Genomic DNA, 17,479 nt, shown 5'->3' with positions numbered 1-17,479 from the left:
CCATCGTCGATGGCGTGATCCCGGGCAACGAAGGTCGCGGCTACGTGCTACGCCGCATCGCCCGCCGCGCCATCCGCCACGGCTACAAGCTCGGTGCCCGCACGCCGTTCTTCCACAAAATCGTGGCGGAACTGGTGGTGCAAATGGGCGAGGCCTATCCCGAGTTGCGCGCCGCTCAAACCCGCGTTACCGAGGTGCTCAAGCAAGAAGAAGAACGCTTCTTCCAGACCATCGCCAACGGGATGGAGATCTTGGACAGCGCCCTAGGCAACAACACAGCGGTCATCGACGGCGAAACCGCCTTCAAGCTGCACGACACCTACGGCTTTCCGGTCGATCTGACGGCGGATGTTTGCCGTGAGCGTGGTGTGACGGTCGATCAGGCGGGGTTTGAAGCGGCCATGAACCGCCAGCGCGAACAAGCGCGGGCGGCGGGCAAGTTCAAGATGGCCGCCGGCTTGGCCTACAGCGGTGTGGCGACGGCCTTCCACGGCTACGAGCATCTGGTGTGTGAAACCGCCAAGGTGGTGGCGGTCTATGTGGACGGGACGCCGGTTGACGCCGCGCAAGCGGGTGATGACGCCGTGATCGTGCTGGATCACAGCCCCTTCTACGCCGAAAGTGGCGGCCAAGCGGGGGATGCGGGCGAGTTGCGCAACGCCACCAGCCGCGTGGTGGTGGCCGACACGTTCAAGATCCAAGCCGATGTGTTTGGGCATCACGGCCGCGTGGTCGAAGGCGGCGTAAAGGTCGGCGACAGCTTGGTCGCCCGTGTCAACGCCGAGCAGCGTGCCAAGACGGTGCGCAACCACAGCGCCACCCACTTGATGCACAAGGCGCTGCGCGAAGTGTTGGGCGCGCATGTGCAGCAAAAGGGTTCGCTGGTAACGTTTGAGCGCACCCGTTTCGACTTTGCCCACAACGCACCCGTCACTGACGAGCAAATCCGCAAGGTTGAAGCCTTGGTCAACGCTGAAATTTTGGCCAACGCGGCCGCCAGCGCGCAGGTCATGGCGCTGGACGACGCGCAAAAGTCGGGCGCGATGATGCTGTTTGGTGAGAAGTACGGCGAAAGCGTGCGCGTGCTCTCGATCGGCTCCAGCAAGGAACTTTGCGGTGGCACCCACGTCAAGGCCACGGGCGACATCGGCCTGTTCAAGATCGTGGCGGAAAGCGGTGTCGCCGCTGGCATTCGCCGCATCGAAGCCCTGACCGGCGACAACGCGCTCGGCTACTGCCAAGCGCTTGAAGACACGGTCAACGGCTTGGCCTCGACGCTCAAGGCCGCCCCGGCTGACGTGCCAGCGCGTATCCACAGCTTGCAAGACAGCTTGCGCGCGCTTGAAAAAGAAGTGGCGGCGCTCAAGGGCAAGCTGGCTTCGGCCCAAGGCGACGAGCTGCTGGCCAAGGCGGTGGACGTGAACGGCATCAAGGTGCTGGCTGCGCAGCTTGACGGTGCTGACGCCACGGGGTTGCGCACCACCATGGATCAGCTCAAGAACAAGCTGAAAACCGCCGTGATCGTGCTGGCCGCCGTGGACGGGGCCAAGGTGCAGATCGCGGCCGGCGTCACCGCTGACGTGACGTCCAAGGTCAAGGCCGGTGAGCTGGTCAACTTTGTCGCCGGTCAAGTCGGCGGCAAGGGCGGCGGCAAGCCCGACATGGCCATGGCCGGTGGCACCGAGCCGGCGCACGTACCCGCCGCCTTGGCGAGCGTGCAGGCCTGGGTGACGCAGCGGGTCTGAGCACCGAGGGAGGGCAGGGCGATGGTCATGCGTTTCCTTGCTCTCGGCGTGATTGCTTTTTATCAGCGCCACATCTCGCCCCACAAGGGCTTTGTCTGCGCCTACCGGGCGCATACGGGCTGTGGCAGTTGCTCCCGCTTGGGCCAGCGCGCCATCCGGCGCTATGGCGTCATCAAGGGCACAAAGCTGCTCTTCGGCCGCTTTGAAAAATGTGCCCAAGCGCATCGCCGTTACGGCACCCCGGCCTCCTCCTCGTCCTTAGCCCACCGGCCCGGTGGGTTGCTGACCCAGCAACGTGGTTTCATCGATTGCGCCTGCGACATCCCCTGTGCGGGTTTGGAATGCGGCACGTTCTTTGATGTGGCCAACGTCTGCGGCTCGTGTCCTTGCGACTTGTTCGACTGGGGCCGCCGTTGGCGACGTGACCAAGACGAGATGCGCTACGTTCACATCCCCCCTTCACGCCAGCAAGCCCATGCCCAAACCCAGTGATTTCTTTGTCGGTGTGCTCGACTTCTTTGCCATCTTGTTGCCGGGGGCAATTGCGACGGCGATGTTGGGGCCTCGGGTGGGGCCGTGGGTGTTGGGGCCGCTGATTGACAAGCCGAGCTCAGAAGCGGTGGGTTGGGCGATGTTTTTGACGGCGGCTTATTTCTTGGGCCATCTGATCTTTCTGGTCGGCTCGTGGATTGACCGCTTCTACAACGCCTTGCGCGAGCGCTTCAACCCTTACGGCAACGAGAGCGCCTATCAGTGCGCCACGCGCATTCGCAACAGCTTGGTCGATCCTTCGGAGCAAAAAGCGCTCAACACCTACCAGTGGGCTCGCTCGGTGCTGCTGGCCAAATGCCCAGCGGCGGCTGAGGACGTGCATCGGCTGGAGGCCGATTCGAAGTTCTTTCGCAGTCTGTTGGTGGTGTGTGCGCTGGCAGCGGTGTTGTTTATCGCTGAGGGGCGTTTTCTGCCCGCTGGTGTGGCCTTGGTGCTGGCGCTGCCGTGTTTTGCGCGTTACTACGAACGCCGCCTGAAAAGCACCACCCAAGCCTATATCCACGTGGTGACGCTGCACCGCTTGGAGGGCTTGGGATCAGCGCAGTGAGCGTGCCAGCCTGAAACCGTTGCCGTTTTCGTTCAAGGTCGGCCCCCAGTTGCGGCTGGCTGAGCGGAGGTGTTGGGCATCGGTGTTCCATTTGCCGCCACGCACGACGTGGCGTGTATCGACGCTGCAATGGGTTTGCCAAGCGCTGCCGTCGCTGGGCGCGCCGTTGTAATCCACGTGCCAGCAGTCCTGCACCCACTCCGAGACATTGCCGTGCATGTCATGTAGCCCGAAGGCATTGAAGCCCAAACTACCCACGGCGATGGTTTTGCGCCGGGCGGTGCAGCGCGGTGGGGCGCATTCGGTTTCGGTGCCATCAAAGTTGGCTTGCTGCGGCGTGATCGTCGCCCCGGTGTGAAACGGTGTGGTGGTGCTGGCCCGTGCGGCGTATTCCCATTCGGCTTCGCTGGGCAGGCGGTAGGTTCGGCTGGTCTTGTGATTGAGCCAAACGATAAAGGCCTGGGCCTCCGGCCATGACACGTCAATCACCGGCTGCTTGCCCCGCCCCCAGCCGTTGTCTTCGGTTTGTGGCGTGCAGCCACTGTCTTGCACGCAAGCATCCCATTGCTCAAAGGTGACTTCGGTGCGACTGAGGGCAAAGGGGCGCAACTGCACCTCGTGTTGAGGCGCTTCCCTTTTCTTGTGACCCAGCTCGGCTGGGTTCGAGCCCATCACAAAGCGCCCGCCCGGAATCAGCACCATCGCTGCTTCGATCTGCTCAAGGGGCGAGATACCTTCCATGGCTTGAAGGCCTTGGGCGGCGGCCGGCAAGCACCCAGCAAGCACGGGAGCCGTCAGGAAAACCAGCAGAATTTTTTGCGTCAAGCTCATTGGCCGAGCTTATGTTGGTAACACACCGTAAACAAAATCACTCGGATTTCAAGCGTGACAGGGCGCGTGACATATGTCTCGAACCCGCTGCTGTTTGTCTCAAGTCAAGGGCGGGTGGGGCGACGAGGTTGAGGATCAAACGCATCAGGAGTGCGCATCATGAATGTGATCAACCGATTTTTAGGCCTCATGGTGTGGGTGGTGCTGGTGGTGATGGCCTCGTGTGCTTCGCCACAAACACTGTCGGATGCTTTGTCGCCCAGTGGCGTGCCTTTGAATTTGATCCCGATGTACGGCCACCCGGACTTGCAGAAATCCGAGCGCTTAAAGCAAATTGATGCGCGCTTTATCACCACGGTGCTCGCCGAAGAAGGTTCTCGGGAACAGGCCATCAAGAGCTTGGTGGTCAAAGGGTGGCGGTACTTGCAGGCCGATGATGTTGATATGGCCATGCGGCGCTTCAATCAGGCGTGGTTGCTGGACGCGAACCATTACATGCCGTATTGGGGGTTTGGCGCAGTCCTGTCGGCTCGGCATGAGCTTGATGCGTCCATGTGGCATTACCAGAAGGCGCTGGCGCTGCTCATGCAGCTCGGGGATGTGGGCCAGAAACATCGACTTCTGACCGACACCGCTCGCACGTATGCCCTGCAAGGCTTGGCGCTCAAGGAGCTAGACCCACAGCGCGCGAAGGACCATTTCGATCAAGCCCATGCCATGCTGGCCGAGGCCGCCCAACGGGTACCGACCTACGGCAATACCTATCGCACTTGGGCGATTGCCCTGTACATGGAAGACGACTATGCCCAAGCTTGGCAGATGGTGAAGACCCTGCGTCGCTTGGGCGAAGCAGATCCCCCCCAGGATTTCCTCGACGCCTTGTCTCGGAAAATGCCTGAGCCGTGATCCGGCCGCCCGATCATCGAATCCCTCGGTACGATCACGCCCCATGGCACACAACCCATGGAACAACAAGCGGTGATTGAAGCGGTGGCGGAGGGCTGGCGGGGGCGCTTTGAGGCCATGGCCAGCCCGTGTGAGGTCTTGCTTGACGGCGGTGATGAGGTCTTGGCGGCGGCCTTGACGCAGCTGGCGCAGGCTGAGGCGCTGCGTATTGAGCGGGCCTTCAGCCGCTATCGCAGCGACAGCGTGGTGGCCCGCATCCATGCGGCGCGGGGTCGGGCCATCGAGGTGGATACCGAGACAGCGGCTTTGCTCGACTTTGCCGCCCAGTGCCACCAGATCAGCGGCGGGCTGTTTGACATCAGCTCAGGGGTGCTGCGCGGTGCTTGGCGTTTTGATGGCTCGGATCAGGTGCCCAGCGCTGCGGCCGTGGCTGCCCTGCGCGAGCGGGTCGGCTGGACCAAGCTCGCTTGGCAGCGGCCGATCTTGACCTTGCCCGATGGCATGGAACTCGACTTTGGGGGGCTTGGCAAGGAATACGCTGTAGACCGTGTGATCGGCTTGATGCGTGGCCGCACCGCGCTGCCGGTGCTGATCAATTTTGGCGGTGATTTGGCGGTGACCGGCCCGCGTGCGCAGGGCCAGCCTTGGCGGATCGGCGTGGAGCGCCCCGATGACGCCGAGGCACCCGCTGGCATCCTCTGCGTTTACGCGGGGGCCATCACCACCAGTGGCGATGCCCGGCGCTTTTTGCTCAAAGACGGTGTGCGCTACGGTCACATCCTTGATCCCCGCACCGGCTGGCCCGTGGCCGGCGCACCGCGCTCGGTCACCGTGGCCGCCCCAACGTGTACCGAAGCCGGCCTACTCAGTACCTTGGCCCTGCTGCAAGGCCCCCAAGCTGAAGCCTTTCTGCGCACCGAAGGGGTGCCGCATTGGGTGCTTTGGTAAGTTCAAACCATCGCCATCAATCAACCAATCAACCAATCAACCAATCAATCAATCGGCGTCAATTTGGCGATGCTCAGCGCCAGCCATTTGGTGCCGTGGCGGTTGAAGTTGACTTGGGCGCGGGCGTCGTCGCCTTGGCCTTCCAGGGTCAACACGGTGCCTTCACCAAACTTGGTGTGAAAAACGTGCTGGCCCCGGCGCAGGCCGGTGTTGGCGGTGGTGGTGGTGGTGCTTGGCACGAAGGCTGTGGGCTTGGTTTTGACAAAGGCCGGGGGCGTGAAGCCCGACTGGGCCCAGCTTGGCGCGGCGGGTGCTTCATGGCGGTGCTTGCCCGAGAGCCATTTCAGCGCTTCGGGCGGTAGCTCGTCGAGAAAGCGGCTCAGGGCGTTGTAGCGCGTCTGGCCGTGCAACATGCGGGTCTGGCTGGCGCTCAGGTAAAGCCGCTTGCGCGCCCGGGTGATGGCCACATACATCAGCCGGCGCTCTTCTTCCAAGCCTTCAGGCCCCGCGCTGGTGAAGCTGTTGATGGCGTTGTCGTGGGGGAAGAGGCCTTCTTCCAAGCCGGTGATGAAGACGGCGTCGAATTCCAAGCCTTTGGCGGCATGCACCGTCATGAGTTGCACCGCGTCTTGGCCGGCTTGGGCTTGGTTGTCCCCGGCTTCCAAAGCGGCGTGGGTCAGGAAAGAGCCCAGCGGCGAGAGGATTTCGCCGGTATCGGGTTGCATATTGGCCTGCATCTCCGGGGCCAAGGTGCGGCCGACGGCCTCTTTGCCAAAGCCTTCGATGGTGACAAAGGCTTCGGCGGCGTTGAGCAGCTCGTCCAAGTTTTCCAGCCGGTCGGTGCCGTCTTTATCAAGGCGATAAAAGCTCAGCAAACCGCTCAGATCGAGCATCTTTTCGATGATCTGGCGCAGCGTTTGGCCTTGGGTGGCTTGTTGCAGCGTGGCGATGAGCTGGTTGAAGGCGGCCATCTTGGTGCCGGCTGCGCCGCTCAGCGCGTTCACGCTCTGGTGCAGGCTTTGACCGCTTTGACGCGCCAGGTCTTGCAACTGCTCGACCGAGCGCGCGCCGATGCCGCGCGCCGGGAAGTTGACCACGCGCAAGAAGCTGGTGTCGTCGTTGGGGTTCTCAATCAGGCGCAGGTAGGCGAGGGCGTGTTTGACTTCAGCGCGCTCAAAAAAGCGCAAGCCGCCCCAAACCCGGTACGGCACCCCGGCGTTGAACAGCGCCGATTCGATCACCCGTGACTGCGCATTGCTGCGGTAGAGCAGCGCGATCTCGTGCAGATGGGTGCCGCTGCGGTGCAGGGCGCGGATCTCTTCCAAGAGCCACTGCGCTTCGGCAAAGTCGCTCGGCGACTCCATCACCCGCACCGGCTCACCGGGGCCGGCTTCGGTGTGCAAGTTCTTGCCCAAGCGGCGGCTGTTGTGGCTGATGAGGGCGTTGGCCGAATCGAGGATGTTGCCGAAGCTGCGGTAGTTGCGCTCCAGCTTGACGATGTGGTCGATGCGGTATTCGCGCTCAAAGTCGGCCATGTTGCCCACGCGCGCGCCTCGGAAGGCGTAGATGCTCTGATCGTCATCGCCGACCGCAAAAATCGCATTGCCCCGGCCTTGGGCCGCTTCTGCGGGCGTGCCGGCCAGCATCTTCAGCCAAGCGTATTGCAGCCGATTGGTGTCTTGGAACTCATCGACCAAGATGTGGCGGAAGCGTTCTTGATAGTGGGTGCGCAGCGGCTCGTTGTCGCGCAGCAGCTCGAAAGAGCGCAGCATCAGCTCGGCAAAATCGACCACGCCTTCGCGTTGGCACTGGTCTTCGTAGCTTTGGTAAATCTGCTGCCACGTGCGGCTTTGGGGGTCGCGCACTTCGACGTCTTTGGGCCGCTTGCCGTCTTCTTTGCTGGCGGCGATGAAGTGGCTGATTTGTTTGGGCACGAAGCGCTCTTCATCGAGGTTCATGCCCTTGATGATGCGTTTGACGGCGCTTTGCTGGTCGCTGGTGTCCAGAATCTGGAAGGTTTGTGGCAGGCCTGCGAGTTTCCAGTGCAGGCGCAGGAAACGGTTGCACAGACCGTGAAAGGTGCCGATCCACATGCTGCGCACATTCACCGGCAGCATGGTCGAGAGGCGCGCACCCATCTCCTTGGCGGCCTTGTTGGTGAAGGTGACGGCCATCATCCCGCCGGGCGAGGCTTGGCCGGTTTGGAGCAACCAAGCGATGCGGGTGGTGAGTACGCGGGTCTTGCCCGAACCCGCCCCGGCCAAGATCAGGGCCGGGCGAGCGGGCAGGGTGACGGCCGCGAGTTGTTCGGGGTTCAAACCGACGAGCAAGCCGTGTGACGGTTGGAGGGCGGTGTTTGGGTGGATGGCATCAGGCATGGGGCCGATTGTAGGAAGGGCCAGACGCTGGCCCATACGCTTGCCCATACGCTGGCCCTTGCGGGGCCGATACAATCCGCCCCCTATGGCCGATCCGACTCCCGATCAAGTACGTGCATTCATCGCCGCAGGCTTGCCCTGCGAGCATCTGGTCGTCGAAGGTGACGGGCGTCACTTCTTCGCCACCATCGTGTCCTCGCGTTTCGAGACCTTGAACCGCGTGCGCCGCCATCAGGCGGTGTATGCCGCTTTGGGTGAGCGCATGCGCGAGGAAATCCACGCCCTGTCGATGAAGACCCTTACCCCTGCCGAGTGGGCGACCGAGGCGGCGGGCTCCCCGCGCTGACTCAGCCCCATCCGGTCGCGTGGGCCTTGCCGCCGACTTCTCCTTGCCGAACATCGTCACATCATGGACAAACTCAATATCCGGGGCGGCCACCGTCTTTCGGGCGACATCATCGTCTCAGGGGCTAAAAACGCCGCTTTGCCCGAGTTGTGCGCCGCCTTGTTGGTCGCAGGGCCGGTGACGTTGGACAACGTGCCGCGTTTGCAAGACGTGGCCACCACCTTGAAGGTGTTGCGCACCATGGGTGCCACGGCCGAGCGCAGCAGCAGCCAGCCGGATCAGGTGCTGATTGATGCCTCCACCATCAACACCCCGGAAGCACCCTACGAGCTGGTCAAGACCATGCGGGCGTCGATTTTGGTGCTCGGGCCGCTGCTGGCGCGCTTCGGTCAAGCCACGGTCTCGCTGCCGGGCGGCTGCGCCATCGGCTCGCGGCCGGTCGATCAGCACATCAAGGGCTTGCACGCCATGGGTGCGGATATCCGCGTCGAGCACGGCAACATCGTGGCGCGGGCGACACGGCTCAAGGGCGCGCGCATCACCACCGACATGGTGACGGTGACGGGCACCGAAAACCTGCTCATGGCCGCGACCTTGGCTGACGGTGAAACCATCCTTGAAAACGCCGCTCAAGAGCCGGAGATTCCTGATCTGGCCGAGCTGTTGATCAAGATGGGTGCGCGCATTGAAGGGCACGGCACGCATCGCATCCGCATTCAGGGTGTCGAGCGCCTGCACAGCCCCAGCGTGGCGCACCGCATCGTGGCGGACCGCATCGAAGCGGGCACGTTCCTGTGTGCCGTGGCCGCCACCGGCGGGGACGTGACGCTGCGCGGCGCGCGCGCCGATCACCTCGACGCCGTGATCGACAAGCTGCGTGAAGCCGGGGCGCATATCGAGTCAGGCCAGAGCGCGGCGGGCGAGGACTGGATCCGGGTGCAATCTGAAGGTCGCTTGCGGGCGGTGAGCTTTCGCACCAGCGAATACCCCGCCTTCCCGACCGACATGCAGGCCCAGTTCATGGCCGTGAACTGCATCGCCGAAGGTGTCGCGCGGGTGAGCGAGACGATTTTTGAAAACCGCTTTATGCACGTCAATGAGCTGGTGCGGCTTGGGGCGCACATTGCGGTCGATGGTCACACCGCCATCGTCGAAGGCATTCCCCGGCTGTCGGGGGCGGCGGTGATGGCCACCGATTTGCGCGCCTCGGCCAGTTTGGTGATTGCGGGCTTGGTGGCCGAAGGCCAAACCGTGGTGGACCGCATCTATCACCTCGACCGGGGCTATGACCGCATGGAAGCCAAGTTGCGCGGCGTGGGTGCCGACATTGAAAGGATCAAGGGATGATCACGCTGGCCTTGTCCAAGGGACGCATTTTTGAAGAAACCTTGCCGCTGCTTGCGGCAGCTGGCATCACGGTGCTGGAAGACCCAGAAAAGTCGCGCAAGCTGATTTTGCCGACCAATCGCGACGATGTGCGTGTGGTGCTGGTGCGTGCCACCGACGTGCCGACGTATGTGCAGCACGGCGGTGCTGATTTGGGCGTGGCCGGCAAAGACGTGCTGATCGAGCACGGCGGCGACGGCTTGGTGCAGCCGCTGGACTTGAACATCGCCAAGTGCCGCATGAGCGTGGCGGTGCGCGCCGATTTCGATTACCAAGCGGCCGTCAAGCAAGGCTCGCGCATCCGCGTGGCCACCAAGTACACCCGCATCGCCCGGCAACACTTTGCCGACAAGGGCGTGCACGTCGATCTGGTCAAGCTGTACGGCTCGATGGAGCTGGCACCGCTCACCGGCTTGGCCGACGCCATCGTCGATCTGGTCTCGACCGGCTCAACCCTGCGTGCCAACCATCTCATTGAGGTCGAGCCCTTCATGGAGATCTCTTCGCGCTTGGTGGTGAACCACGCGGCTTTGAAGCTCAAGCGTGATCGGCTGCGTGCTTTGATCGACGCCTTTGCTTCTGCTATTCCCCGTGATTGATTTTTTGCTGCTGCCCTATGTCTCACGTCGCCATCCGTCATCTGAACACCGCCACTGCTGACTTTGAGGCTGAATTCCAGCGCGTGTTGCACTGGTCGGCCGAGACCGATCACGCCATCGAAGAGCGCGTGGCGGCGATTTTGGACGACGTGCGCCAGCGTGGTGATGCGGCAGTGCTTGAATACACCGCGCGCTTTGACGGCTTGAGCGTGGCCTCGATGACCACGCTGGAGTTGACCCGCGAAGAACTCAAAGCAGCTTTTGACGCCATCACCCCGGCGCAGCGTGGGGCGCTGGAGGCGGCGGCGGCACGGGTGCGCAGCTATCACGAGCGCCAGTTGCAAGCGTGTGGCCTCTCGTGGAGCTACCACGACGAAGACGGCACCTTGCTCGGCCAGAAAGTCACGCCGCTGGACCGCGTGGGCATCTATGTGCCCGGCGGCAAAGCGGCTTACCCAAGCAGTGTGCTGATGAACGCGCTCCCGGCTCATGTGGCCGGGGTGGGCGAAATCATCATGGTCGTGCCCACGCCCAAGGGCGAGAAGAACGCCTTGGTGCTGGCTGCGGCCTATGTGGCGGGCGTGACGCGCGCCTTTACCGTGGGTGGTGCGCAAGCGGTGGCGGCTCTGGCCTATGGCACCGCCACGGTGCCGCGCGTGGACAAGATCACCGGCCCGGGCAACGCCTATGTGGCCAGCGCCAAGCGGCGCGTGTTTGGCCAAGTGGGCATCGACATGATCGCCGGCCCGAGTGAGATCTTGGTGCTGGCCGATGGTTCGACACCGCCGGATTGGGTGGCGATGGATCTGTTCAGCCAAGCCGAGCATGACGAGTTGGCGCAGTCGATCCTCCTTTGCCCAGACGCCGATTACATCCATCAAGTGCAAGCGGCCATCGAGCGCTTGATCGACGCCATGCCGCGCCGCGACGTGATCCGCGCCAGCCTTGAAGGGCGGGGTGCCTTGATCCTGACCCAAGACATGGCAGAGGCCTGCGCCATCAGCAACCGCATCGCGCCGGAACACCTCGAAGTCAGCTCCTCCGAGCCGCATCGCTGGGAGCCGCTGCTCCGGCACGCCGGCGCGATCTTCTTGGGGGCCTACACCAGCGAGAGCTTGGGCGACTACTGCGCCGGACCGAATCACGTCTTGCCCACGTCCGGCACGGCGCGGTTTTCCTCGCCGCTTGGGGTCTACGACTTCCAAAAGCGCTCCAGCCTGATCGAAGTCAGCCAAGCCGGTGCCCAAGTGCTGGGCGTGATTGCCGCTGAGCTGGCTTACGGTGAAGGTTTGCAGGCCCATGCGCAGTCGGCCGAGATGCGGCTCCACAGCCGCCCATCCAGTAGCCAGCCGCCGGTGGGTTGAGATGCGCGTTTCGGTGTTTTCCTTTGCGTTGCAGCGCAGTCTGCATACCTTGGCCAACCGAATCGGCCCTGGGCGAATGCGGGCTTTGGTGACACTGCTGGCTGTTTTTGTCTTCTTCAATTTTTGTGTGCGCCTCGCGCTGGCGGTGCAAAACGGCGATGCGCGGCTGTTTGCGCCTTGGCGGATGATCCCCGCCTTGGGCGTCGGCATCTTGTTCGATGTCGGCGTGGCGACCTACTTGCTTGCCCCGATGGCGTGGGTGCTCGCGTTCTCAAGCAGCCGCAACAGCGGTGTGTTGGTGCGCTTGTTTGGCGTGTTGATGCTGCCGCTGTGTTTGCTCTTGGGCTTGGTGGCCGGGGCGGAGTGGCTGTTCTGGGGCGATCACGGCACGCGCTTCAATGCCACCGTGGTGGAGGGGTTGTTCTATCCGCAAGAGGCCTTGGCGCAGCTCCAGCGCGGTCATAGCACCGCAGAGTTGATGACCGTGCTGGCTGGCAGTCTTGGGGTGGCCGCCTTGACGTGGATGGCCTTGATGCGGCGCTTGTTGCCCCGTTTGGGCGCACGCCGGGGACGCAAGCGTGAACGCTATATCGCCGCAGTGCTCTGGAGCCTGACGCCATGGGTGTCGTACCAAGCCTTGGAGGCCAGCGCGAAAGATTTTTCCAGCAATCCCGCGCTCAACGAGCTGGCGGGCAATGGTTATTTCGATGTGGCGCATGCTTTTTGGCACAGCGAGCTTGATTACGCCCAAGCCTACAAAACCCTGCCGCGTGACACCGCCATGAGCAAGTTGGCGGCCGAGTTGGCGACGGGATCATCGGGCGCATCGGGCGCAGCCATCACCACGACGCCCCACGCTTTGGAGCGCGACGTGGTGGCCGATGCGCTGGGCGGCGAGAAGCGTCTGCATGTGGTGCTGTTGACCTTGGATGGGTTGGGGGCTGAGTTTGTCGGCGCGCTCGGTGATGGCCGCCATCTGACGCCGACGCTGGATGCTTTGGCCGCAGAGAGCCTGTTTTTCAGCCGGGTCTATGCCACCAGTCACCGCAGCACGGTGGGGCAAGAGGCCTTGGCGCTGTCGGTGCCACCCTCACCGGGCGGTCACGTGCCGGTGCGCGCCAGTGCTCCTTTGGGTGCTGGACGCGTCAGCTTGGCCGAGGTGTTGCGCAGCAAAGGCTACGAGGCGTTGTACTTCTATGCCGGCAACGATCACTTGGGCAATATGACGCCCTTTTTTGCCGATCATGGCTACACCGTGGTGCCCGGGCAGGGTGCGGTCGATGACGCCGCCTTGTACGCACAGCAGGTGCTGCCCGAGCTGAATCGCCGCCATGCCAGCGGCCAGCCGTTCTTGGCGCAAATCATGACGAGCGCGCCTCAAGGGCTTGATCCGCAACAGCGTGTGCAGTCCACCGATGCCGCTTTGGGCGCATTCATGGCCGCTGCCCGGCAACAGCCTTGGTTTGCCCAGACGCTGTTCGTCTTGGTGGCGGATCGGGCCACCCAAGGCCTCACCCGCAAGGGGCTGGCGCTGGAGAACTACCGTATCCCCTTGATGGTGTATGCGCCCGGTCAGGGGTTGGCTGGCCGGGTGGATACCGTGGCTTCGCAGATTGACGTGGCACCGACCGTGCTGGCGCTGCTCAACATGAGCTACCGCAGCCACTTTTTTGGCCAAAACATCCTGAAAGAAGGCGTGAGCCACCAGCGTGCCTTGCTCTCGAAGGACCGCACGGTGGGCTACTACGAAGACGGCGTGGTGGTGGAGCTGCGTCCCAACGCCCGTTACCGGCTCGTGCAGGCCAGCACGGGCCAAGTCCTCAAGCCCGACGTCCACACCGACGAGCTGTTGACCGACGCCATCAGCTACTACCAGATGGCGGCGGAGTCCTACCGCAGCGGCCGTCTGCGCAACGGCCGCTAGGCCGTTAGCGTTCGGCACGGGGTCAGAACTTACTTGAACAGGTCTTTGACCCGGTCCGTCCAGCTCTTGGCATCGGGTGAATGCCGGTCCCCGCCCTTGGTGAGCGAGTCGTCCAGCTCTTTGAGCAGCTTGCGCTGATGCTCGGTGAGCTTGACGGGCACTTCGAGCGAGACATGGACGTACAAGTCACCGGGGTAACCTGAACGAATGCCCTTGATGCCCTTGCCGCGCAAGCGGAAGGTCTTGCCGTGCTGCGTGCTTTCAGGCAAGTCGATCTCGGCTTGCCCGCCGCCCAAGGTTGGGATCTGGATCGCGCCACCCAACGCCGCCTTGACCATGCTGACCGGAATCGTGCAGTGCAAGTCGTCGTTGTCGCGCTCGAAGATCTCGTGCTGCTTGATGCGGATCTCGACGTACAAGTCGCCCGCTGGCCCACCTTGGGTGCCGGGCTCGCCGTGACCGCGCAAGGCGATGCGCTGACCTTCGTTGATCCCGGCGGGGATCTTCACTTCCAGCGTCTTTTGCTTCTTGACCTTGCCGGCCCCATTGCAGCTGGTGCAGGGGTCGGTGATCACCTTGCCTGAGCCATGACAGTGCGGGCACGTCTGCTGGATGCTGAAGAAGCCTTGGCGCAAGTGGATCGTGCCTGAGCCTTGGCAAGAGCCGCAGGCCTTGGCACTGGTGCCGGGTTTGGCACCGCTGCCGTGGCAGGTGCCGCAGCTTTCCCAAGCGGGGATGCGGATCTGGCTTTCTTTGCCGTGGGCCGCTTCCTCTAGGGTGATTTCCATCGCATAGCTGAGATCAGCGCCGCGATAGACCTGCTGTCCACCCGCCCCTCGGCGGCCCCCGCCAAAGATGTCGCCGAAGATGTCGCCGAAGGCATCGGCAAAGCCTTCGCCGCCCGGGCGGAAGCCACCGCCACCGGCGTTGGGATCCACGCCCGCATGACCAAACTGGTCAAAAGCGGCCCGCTTTTGAGCGTCGGAGAGCATCTCGTAGGCCTCTTTGACCTCCTTGAATTTCTCTTCCGACTCCTTGGCGTTGTCGCCCTGATTGCGGTCAGGGTGATGCTTCATGGCCAGCTTGCGGTAGGCCTTCTTGATGTCGTCATCGGAGGCGTTTTTAGCCACCCCGAGGACTTCGTAGTAGTCGCGCTTAGCCATGCCTCATTCCCTGCGGTGCCGTGCTTGCCTTGTTCACAAAGATCACTTGGATCGCCCGGATCACTTGCGAACTTCCTTGAACTCGGCATCGACCACGTTGTCGTCGGCTGGCTTGGCACTCCCTTGAGCGCCACCCCCCATACCGCCTGCTGCCCCGGCACCGGGGGCTGCCCCAGCCGCGCCAGCAGCTGCTTGAGACTCGGCGTACATCTTTTCGCCGAGCTTTTGGCTGGCGCTCATCAGCGCTTCGGACTTGGCGTCGATCTCGGCCTTGTCGTCGCTCTTGAGGGCGGTCTCCATGTCCTTGATCGCGGCTTCGATCTTGTCTTTTTCAGTCGCGTCGAGCTTGTCGCCGTAGTCGGTGAGTGACTTGCGCACGCTGTGGACCAAACCATCGGCTTGGTTCTTGGCTTGCACCAGTTCGACCTTCTTGTGGTCTTCAGCGGCGTTGAGCTCGGCGTCCTTCACCATCTTCTGAATTTCTTCTTCCGACAGGCCTGAATTGGCCTTGATGGTGATCTTGTTTTCCTTGCCCGTGCCCTTGTCCTTGGCACCGACGTGCAAGATGCCGTTGGCATCGATGTCGAAGCTCACTTCGATTTGCGGTGTACCGCGCTGGGCCGGCGGGATGCCTTCGAGGTTGAACTCACCCAAGCTCTTGTTGCCCGAAGCCAGCTCGCGCTCGCCTTGGTAAACCTTGATCGTCACAGCCGGCTGGTTGTCGTCAGCGGTGGAGAAGGTCTGAGCAAACTTGGTCGGGATGGTGGTGTTCTTTTGGATCATCTTGGTCATCACGCCGCCCAGGGTTTCGATACCCAGGGACAAAGGCGTCACGTCCAGCAGCAACACGTCCTTGCGGTCACCGCCCAGCACTTGACCTTGAATCGCGGCACCGACGGCCACAGCTTCATCGGGGTTGACGTCCTTGCGCGGCTCTTTGCCGAAGAAATCTTTGACCTTCTCCTGCACCTTGGGCATGCGGGTCATGCCGCCCACCAAGATCACGTCGTCGATGGCGCTCACGGCCACGCCAGCATCCTTGATGGCGGTGCGGCAAGGAGCGATGGTGCGCTCAATCAGCTCTTCAACCAGGCTTTCGAGCTTGGTGCGGGTGAGCTTGATGTTGAGGTGCTTCGGGCCAGTCGCATCCGCTGTGATGTAGGGCAGATTGACGTCGGTCTGCGACGAGTTCGACAACTCAATCTTGGCCTTTTCAGCGGCTTCCTTCAGGCGTTGCAGGGCCAGCACGTCCTTGGTCAGGTCAACGCCGGATTCTTTCTTGAACTCGGCAATGATGAAGTCGATGATGCGTTGGTCGAAGTCTTCACCGCCCAAGAAGGTGTCACCGTTGGTGGAGAGCACTTCGAACTGCATTTCGCCGTCCACATCGGCGATCTCGATGATCGAGATGTCGAAGGTGCCGCCGCCCAAGTCATAGACCGCAATCTTGCGATCACCCTTGCCGTGCTTGTCCAGACCGAAAGCCAGCGCTGCGGCGGTGGGCTCATTGATGATGCGCTTGACATCCAAGCCGGCGATGCGGCCAGCGTCTTTGGTCGCTTGGCGTTGGCTGTCGTTGAAGTACGCCGGCACCGTGATCACGGCTTCGGTGACTTCTTCGCCGAGGTAGTCCTCAGCGGTCTTCTTCATCTTGCGCAGCACTTCAGCCGAGATCTGCGGCGGTGCCAAGCGCTTGCCACGCACTTCCACCCATGCGTCGCCGTTGTCGGCCGCAGCGATGGTGTAGGGCATCAGGTCGATGTCCTTTTGCACTTCTTTTTCGGTGAACTTGCGACCGATCAGGCGCTTGACGGCGTAGAGCGTGTTGCGCGGGTTGGTCACCGCTTGGCGCTTGGCCGAGGCCCCGACCAGCACTTCACCGTCTTCTTGGTAAGCAATGATCGACGGCGTGGTGCGCGCACCTTCCGAGTTTTCGATCACTTTGGTGGTGTTGCCTTCCATGATGGCAACGCAGGAGTTGGTGGTACCGAGGTCGATGCCGATGATCTTGGCCATGTCTGATGCTCCGGATGGAATGAAGTTGAGATAGATGTGCGGCTAGGCCGGCCCACTTTCAAGGGGCCAGCCCGAGGAAGGGGCAGTTTTTACTTGGGGGCGCTGACCGTGACGAGGGCGGGGCGCAGCACGCGATCAGCGATCAGATAACCCTTTTGCAGAACGCTCACCACCGTGTTCGGGTCTTGCGCTGCGGGGACCATGCTGATGGCTTGGTGTTGTTTAGGGTCGAACTTGGTCGCGACGGGCGGATTGATTTCCAGCACCTTGTTGCGCTCCAAGGCCGAACCGAGCTGGCGCAGTGTGGCTTGCAGGCCTTCGCTCATCTGCGGCGTCATGCCGGGCAGGGCTTGCTGGACGGTGATGGCGGCTTCCAGACTGTCCTTGACCGGCAGCAGGCTCTCAGCGAACGACTCGACCGCAAACTTGCGTGACTTGGCGATTTCGTCTTCGGCGCGGCGACGGATGTTTTCGACTTCAGCTTTGGCGCGCAAGTAAGCATCCGCCAACTGAGTGTTCTTGGCTTCCAACTCAGCCACCCGGGCCGGCATGTCATCCATGACTTCGGTGGCAGGGTTGGCGGTTTCCGTGGGATGGGTTTCAGTCGTCACGTGCGGATCCTGAAAAGGCATTGAATTTTGAAAAAGGCATCCTGAATGTCAGGAATGTCAGGCTTGTCCAACAAGCTGGGGCTGGGTCGGTGTTTTTCAAGCAGGAGGTCGATTTTTTCAGCTTTGACGAAGCTTGATCGCTGGCAAGCGTGATCAAATCCGT

General features: G+C 62.4%; 15 protein-coding genes. 10 read left to right on the top strand and 5 right to left on the bottom strand.

All coding sequences use genetic code 11. The features are described 5' to 3' along the window. From alaS to AC3VI7_RS03080, 3 genes are all read left to right on the top strand, one after another. Positions 1-1,745: alanine--tRNA ligase (alaS, locus tag AC3VI7_RS03090; RefSeq protein ID WP_489671387.1), on the top strand; the 1,745-nt coding region annotated here is incomplete at its 5' end. Between the two features lie 27 nt (positions 1,746-1,772). Further along, positions 1,773-2,237: a membrane protein insertion efficiency factor YidD gene (gene yidD, locus AC3VI7_RS03085; RefSeq protein WP_489669823.1), complete on the top strand. Its 465-nt coding sequence runs from the start codon at positions 1,773-1,775 to the stop codon at positions 2,235-2,237. Further along, complete coding sequence (locus AC3VI7_RS03080; protein WP_489669822.1) at positions 2,221-2,844, top strand: hypothetical protein; 624 nt, start codon at positions 2,221-2,223, stop codon at positions 2,842-2,844. The genes yidD and AC3VI7_RS03080 overlap by 17 nt, the downstream gene beginning before the upstream one ends. On the opposite strand, the gene AC3VI7_RS03075 is transcribed toward AC3VI7_RS03080, so the two are convergent. After that, entirely contained in the window at positions 2,833-3,675 is an 843-nt protein-coding gene (locus AC3VI7_RS03075) for a formylglycine-generating enzyme family protein (RefSeq protein WP_489669821.1), read from the bottom strand. The two genes, AC3VI7_RS03080 and AC3VI7_RS03075, sit on opposite strands and share 12 nt — an antisense overlap. A gap of 159 nt (positions 3,676-3,834) precedes the next feature. Here AC3VI7_RS03075 and AC3VI7_RS03070 point away from each other — a divergent pair, with 159 nt between their 5' ends. Together AC3VI7_RS03070 and AC3VI7_RS03065 are read left to right on the top strand one after the other, a co-directional pair. After that, a complete protein-coding gene (locus AC3VI7_RS03070) occupies positions 3,835-4,581 on the top strand; it encodes a hypothetical protein (protein ID WP_489669820.1) in 747 nt (248 codons plus the stop codon). Positions 4,582-4,638: 57 nt separating this feature from the next. Next, complete coding sequence (locus AC3VI7_RS03065) at positions 4,639-5,529, top strand: FAD:protein FMN transferase (protein ID WP_489669819.1); 891 nt, start codon at positions 4,639-4,641, stop codon at positions 5,527-5,529. 44 nt (positions 5,530-5,573) lie between these two features. Here AC3VI7_RS03065 and AC3VI7_RS03060 read toward each other — a convergent pair whose 3' ends face one another. Beyond that, positions 5,574-7,907 carry a UvrD-helicase domain-containing protein gene (locus tag AC3VI7_RS03060; RefSeq protein WP_489669818.1) on the bottom strand — a complete coding sequence of 778 codons (2,334 nt, stop codon included), beginning with the start codon at positions 7,905-7,907 and terminating at the stop codon, positions 5,574-5,576. Between the two features lie 85 nt (positions 7,908-7,992). On the opposite strand from AC3VI7_RS03060, the gene AC3VI7_RS03055 reads away from it, so the two are divergent. The 5 genes from AC3VI7_RS03055 to AC3VI7_RS03035 all read left to right on the top strand — a co-directional run bounded on the left by AC3VI7_RS03055 (position 7,993) and on the right by AC3VI7_RS03035 (position 13,526). Further along, on the top strand, positions 7,993-8,253 hold the full coding sequence (locus AC3VI7_RS03055; protein WP_489669817.1) for a BolA family protein: 261 nt from the start codon (positions 7,993-7,995) through the stop codon (positions 8,251-8,253). Positions 8,254-8,316: 63 nt separating this feature from the next. Next, positions 8,317-9,600: a UDP-N-acetylglucosamine 1-carboxyvinyltransferase gene (gene murA / locus AC3VI7_RS03050; protein ID WP_489669816.1), complete on the top strand. Its 1,284-nt coding sequence runs from the start codon at positions 8,317-8,319 to the stop codon at positions 9,598-9,600. Continuing rightward, the gene (hisG, locus tag AC3VI7_RS03045; RefSeq protein ID WP_489669815.1) at positions 9,597-10,238 is read left to right on the top strand and encodes an ATP phosphoribosyltransferase; all 642 of its coding nucleotides are present in this window, start codon (positions 9,597-9,599) and stop codon (positions 10,236-10,238) included. Before murA ends, hisG begins: the two co-directional genes overlap by 4 nt. A 17-nt stretch (positions 10,239-10,255) precedes the next feature. Beyond that, positions 10,256-11,602: a histidinol dehydrogenase gene (gene hisD / locus AC3VI7_RS03040; protein WP_489671030.1), complete on the top strand. Its 1,347-nt coding sequence runs from the start codon at positions 10,256-10,258 to the stop codon at positions 11,600-11,602. Positions 11,603-11,615: 13 nt separating this feature from the next. Further along, positions 11,616-13,526 (top strand): LTA synthase family protein, encoded by a 1,911-nt coding sequence (locus AC3VI7_RS03035; RefSeq protein ID WP_489671031.1) that lies wholly within the window; start codon positions 11,616-11,618, stop codon positions 13,524-13,526. A gap of 29 nt (positions 13,527-13,555) precedes the next feature. On the opposite strand, the gene dnaJ is transcribed toward AC3VI7_RS03035, so the two are convergent. From dnaJ to grpE, 3 genes are all read right to left on the bottom strand, one after another. After that, positions 13,556-14,689, bottom strand: a complete 1,134-nt coding sequence (gene dnaJ, locus AC3VI7_RS03030) for a molecular chaperone DnaJ (RefSeq protein WP_489668481.1) — start codon at positions 14,687-14,689, stop codon at positions 13,556-13,558. A gap of 60 nt (positions 14,690-14,749) precedes the next feature. Continuing rightward, positions 14,750-16,705 carry a molecular chaperone DnaK gene (dnaK, locus tag AC3VI7_RS03025; RefSeq protein WP_489668480.1) on the bottom strand — a complete coding sequence of 652 codons (1,956 nt, stop codon included), beginning with the start codon at positions 16,703-16,705 and terminating at the stop codon, positions 14,750-14,752. 89 nt (positions 16,706-16,794) lie between these two features. Continuing rightward, positions 16,795-17,337, bottom strand: coding sequence for a nucleotide exchange factor GrpE (gene grpE / locus AC3VI7_RS03020; RefSeq protein ID WP_489668479.1), 543 nt, complete (start codon positions 17,335-17,337; stop codon positions 16,795-16,797). Positions 17,338-17,479 lie beyond the last annotated feature (142 nt).

The sequence above is a fragment of the Leptothrix toolikensis (SeqCode) genome (genome assembly GCF_057922285.1).
Note: the sequence above shows the minus strand (reverse complement) of the source record. Positions and strands in the feature narration are given on the sequence as shown.

Bases quoted from the DNA above. Each gene is read 5' to 3' on its own strand.
- AC3VI7_RS03070 (WP_489669820.1), top strand. From the start codon at position 3,835: ATGAATGTGATCAACCGATTTTTAGGCCTCATGGTGTGGGTGGTGCTG.
- AC3VI7_RS03065 (WP_489669819.1), top strand. From the start codon at position 4,639: ATGGAACAACAAGCGGTGATTGAAGCGGTGGCGGAGGGCTGGCGGGGG.
- grpE (WP_489668479.1), bottom strand. From the start codon at position 17,337: ATGCCTTTTCAGGATCCGCACGTGACGACTGAAACCCATCCCACGGAA.
- AC3VI7_RS03075 (WP_489669821.1), bottom strand. From the start codon at position 3,675: ATGAGCTTGACGCAAAAAATTCTGCTGGTTTTCCTGACGGCTCCCGTG.
- AC3VI7_RS03055 (WP_489669817.1), top strand. From the start codon at position 7,993: ATGGCCGATCCGACTCCCGATCAAGTACGTGCATTCATCGCCGCAGGC.
- dnaK (WP_489668480.1), bottom strand. From the start codon at position 16,705: ATGGCCAAGATCATCGGCATCGACCTCGGTACCACCAACTCCTGCGTT.
- hisD (WP_489671030.1), top strand. From the start codon at position 10,256: ATGTCTCACGTCGCCATCCGTCATCTGAACACCGCCACTGCTGACTTT.
- dnaJ (WP_489668481.1), bottom strand. From the start codon at position 14,689: ATGGCTAAGCGCGACTACTACGAAGTCCTCGGGGTGGCTAAAAACGCC.
- yidD (WP_489669823.1), top strand. From the start codon at position 1,773: ATGCGTTTCCTTGCTCTCGGCGTGATTGCTTTTTATCAGCGCCACATC.
- AC3VI7_RS03080 (WP_489669822.1), top strand. From the start codon at position 2,221: ATGCCCAAACCCAGTGATTTCTTTGTCGGTGTGCTCGACTTCTTTGCC.
- murA (WP_489669816.1), top strand. From the start codon at position 8,317: ATGGACAAACTCAATATCCGGGGCGGCCACCGTCTTTCGGGCGACATC.
- hisG (WP_489669815.1), top strand. From the start codon at position 9,597: ATGATCACGCTGGCCTTGTCCAAGGGACGCATTTTTGAAGAAACCTTG.
- AC3VI7_RS03060 (WP_489669818.1), bottom strand. From the start codon at position 7,907: ATGCCTGATGCCATCCACCCAAACACCGCCCTCCAACCGTCACACGGC.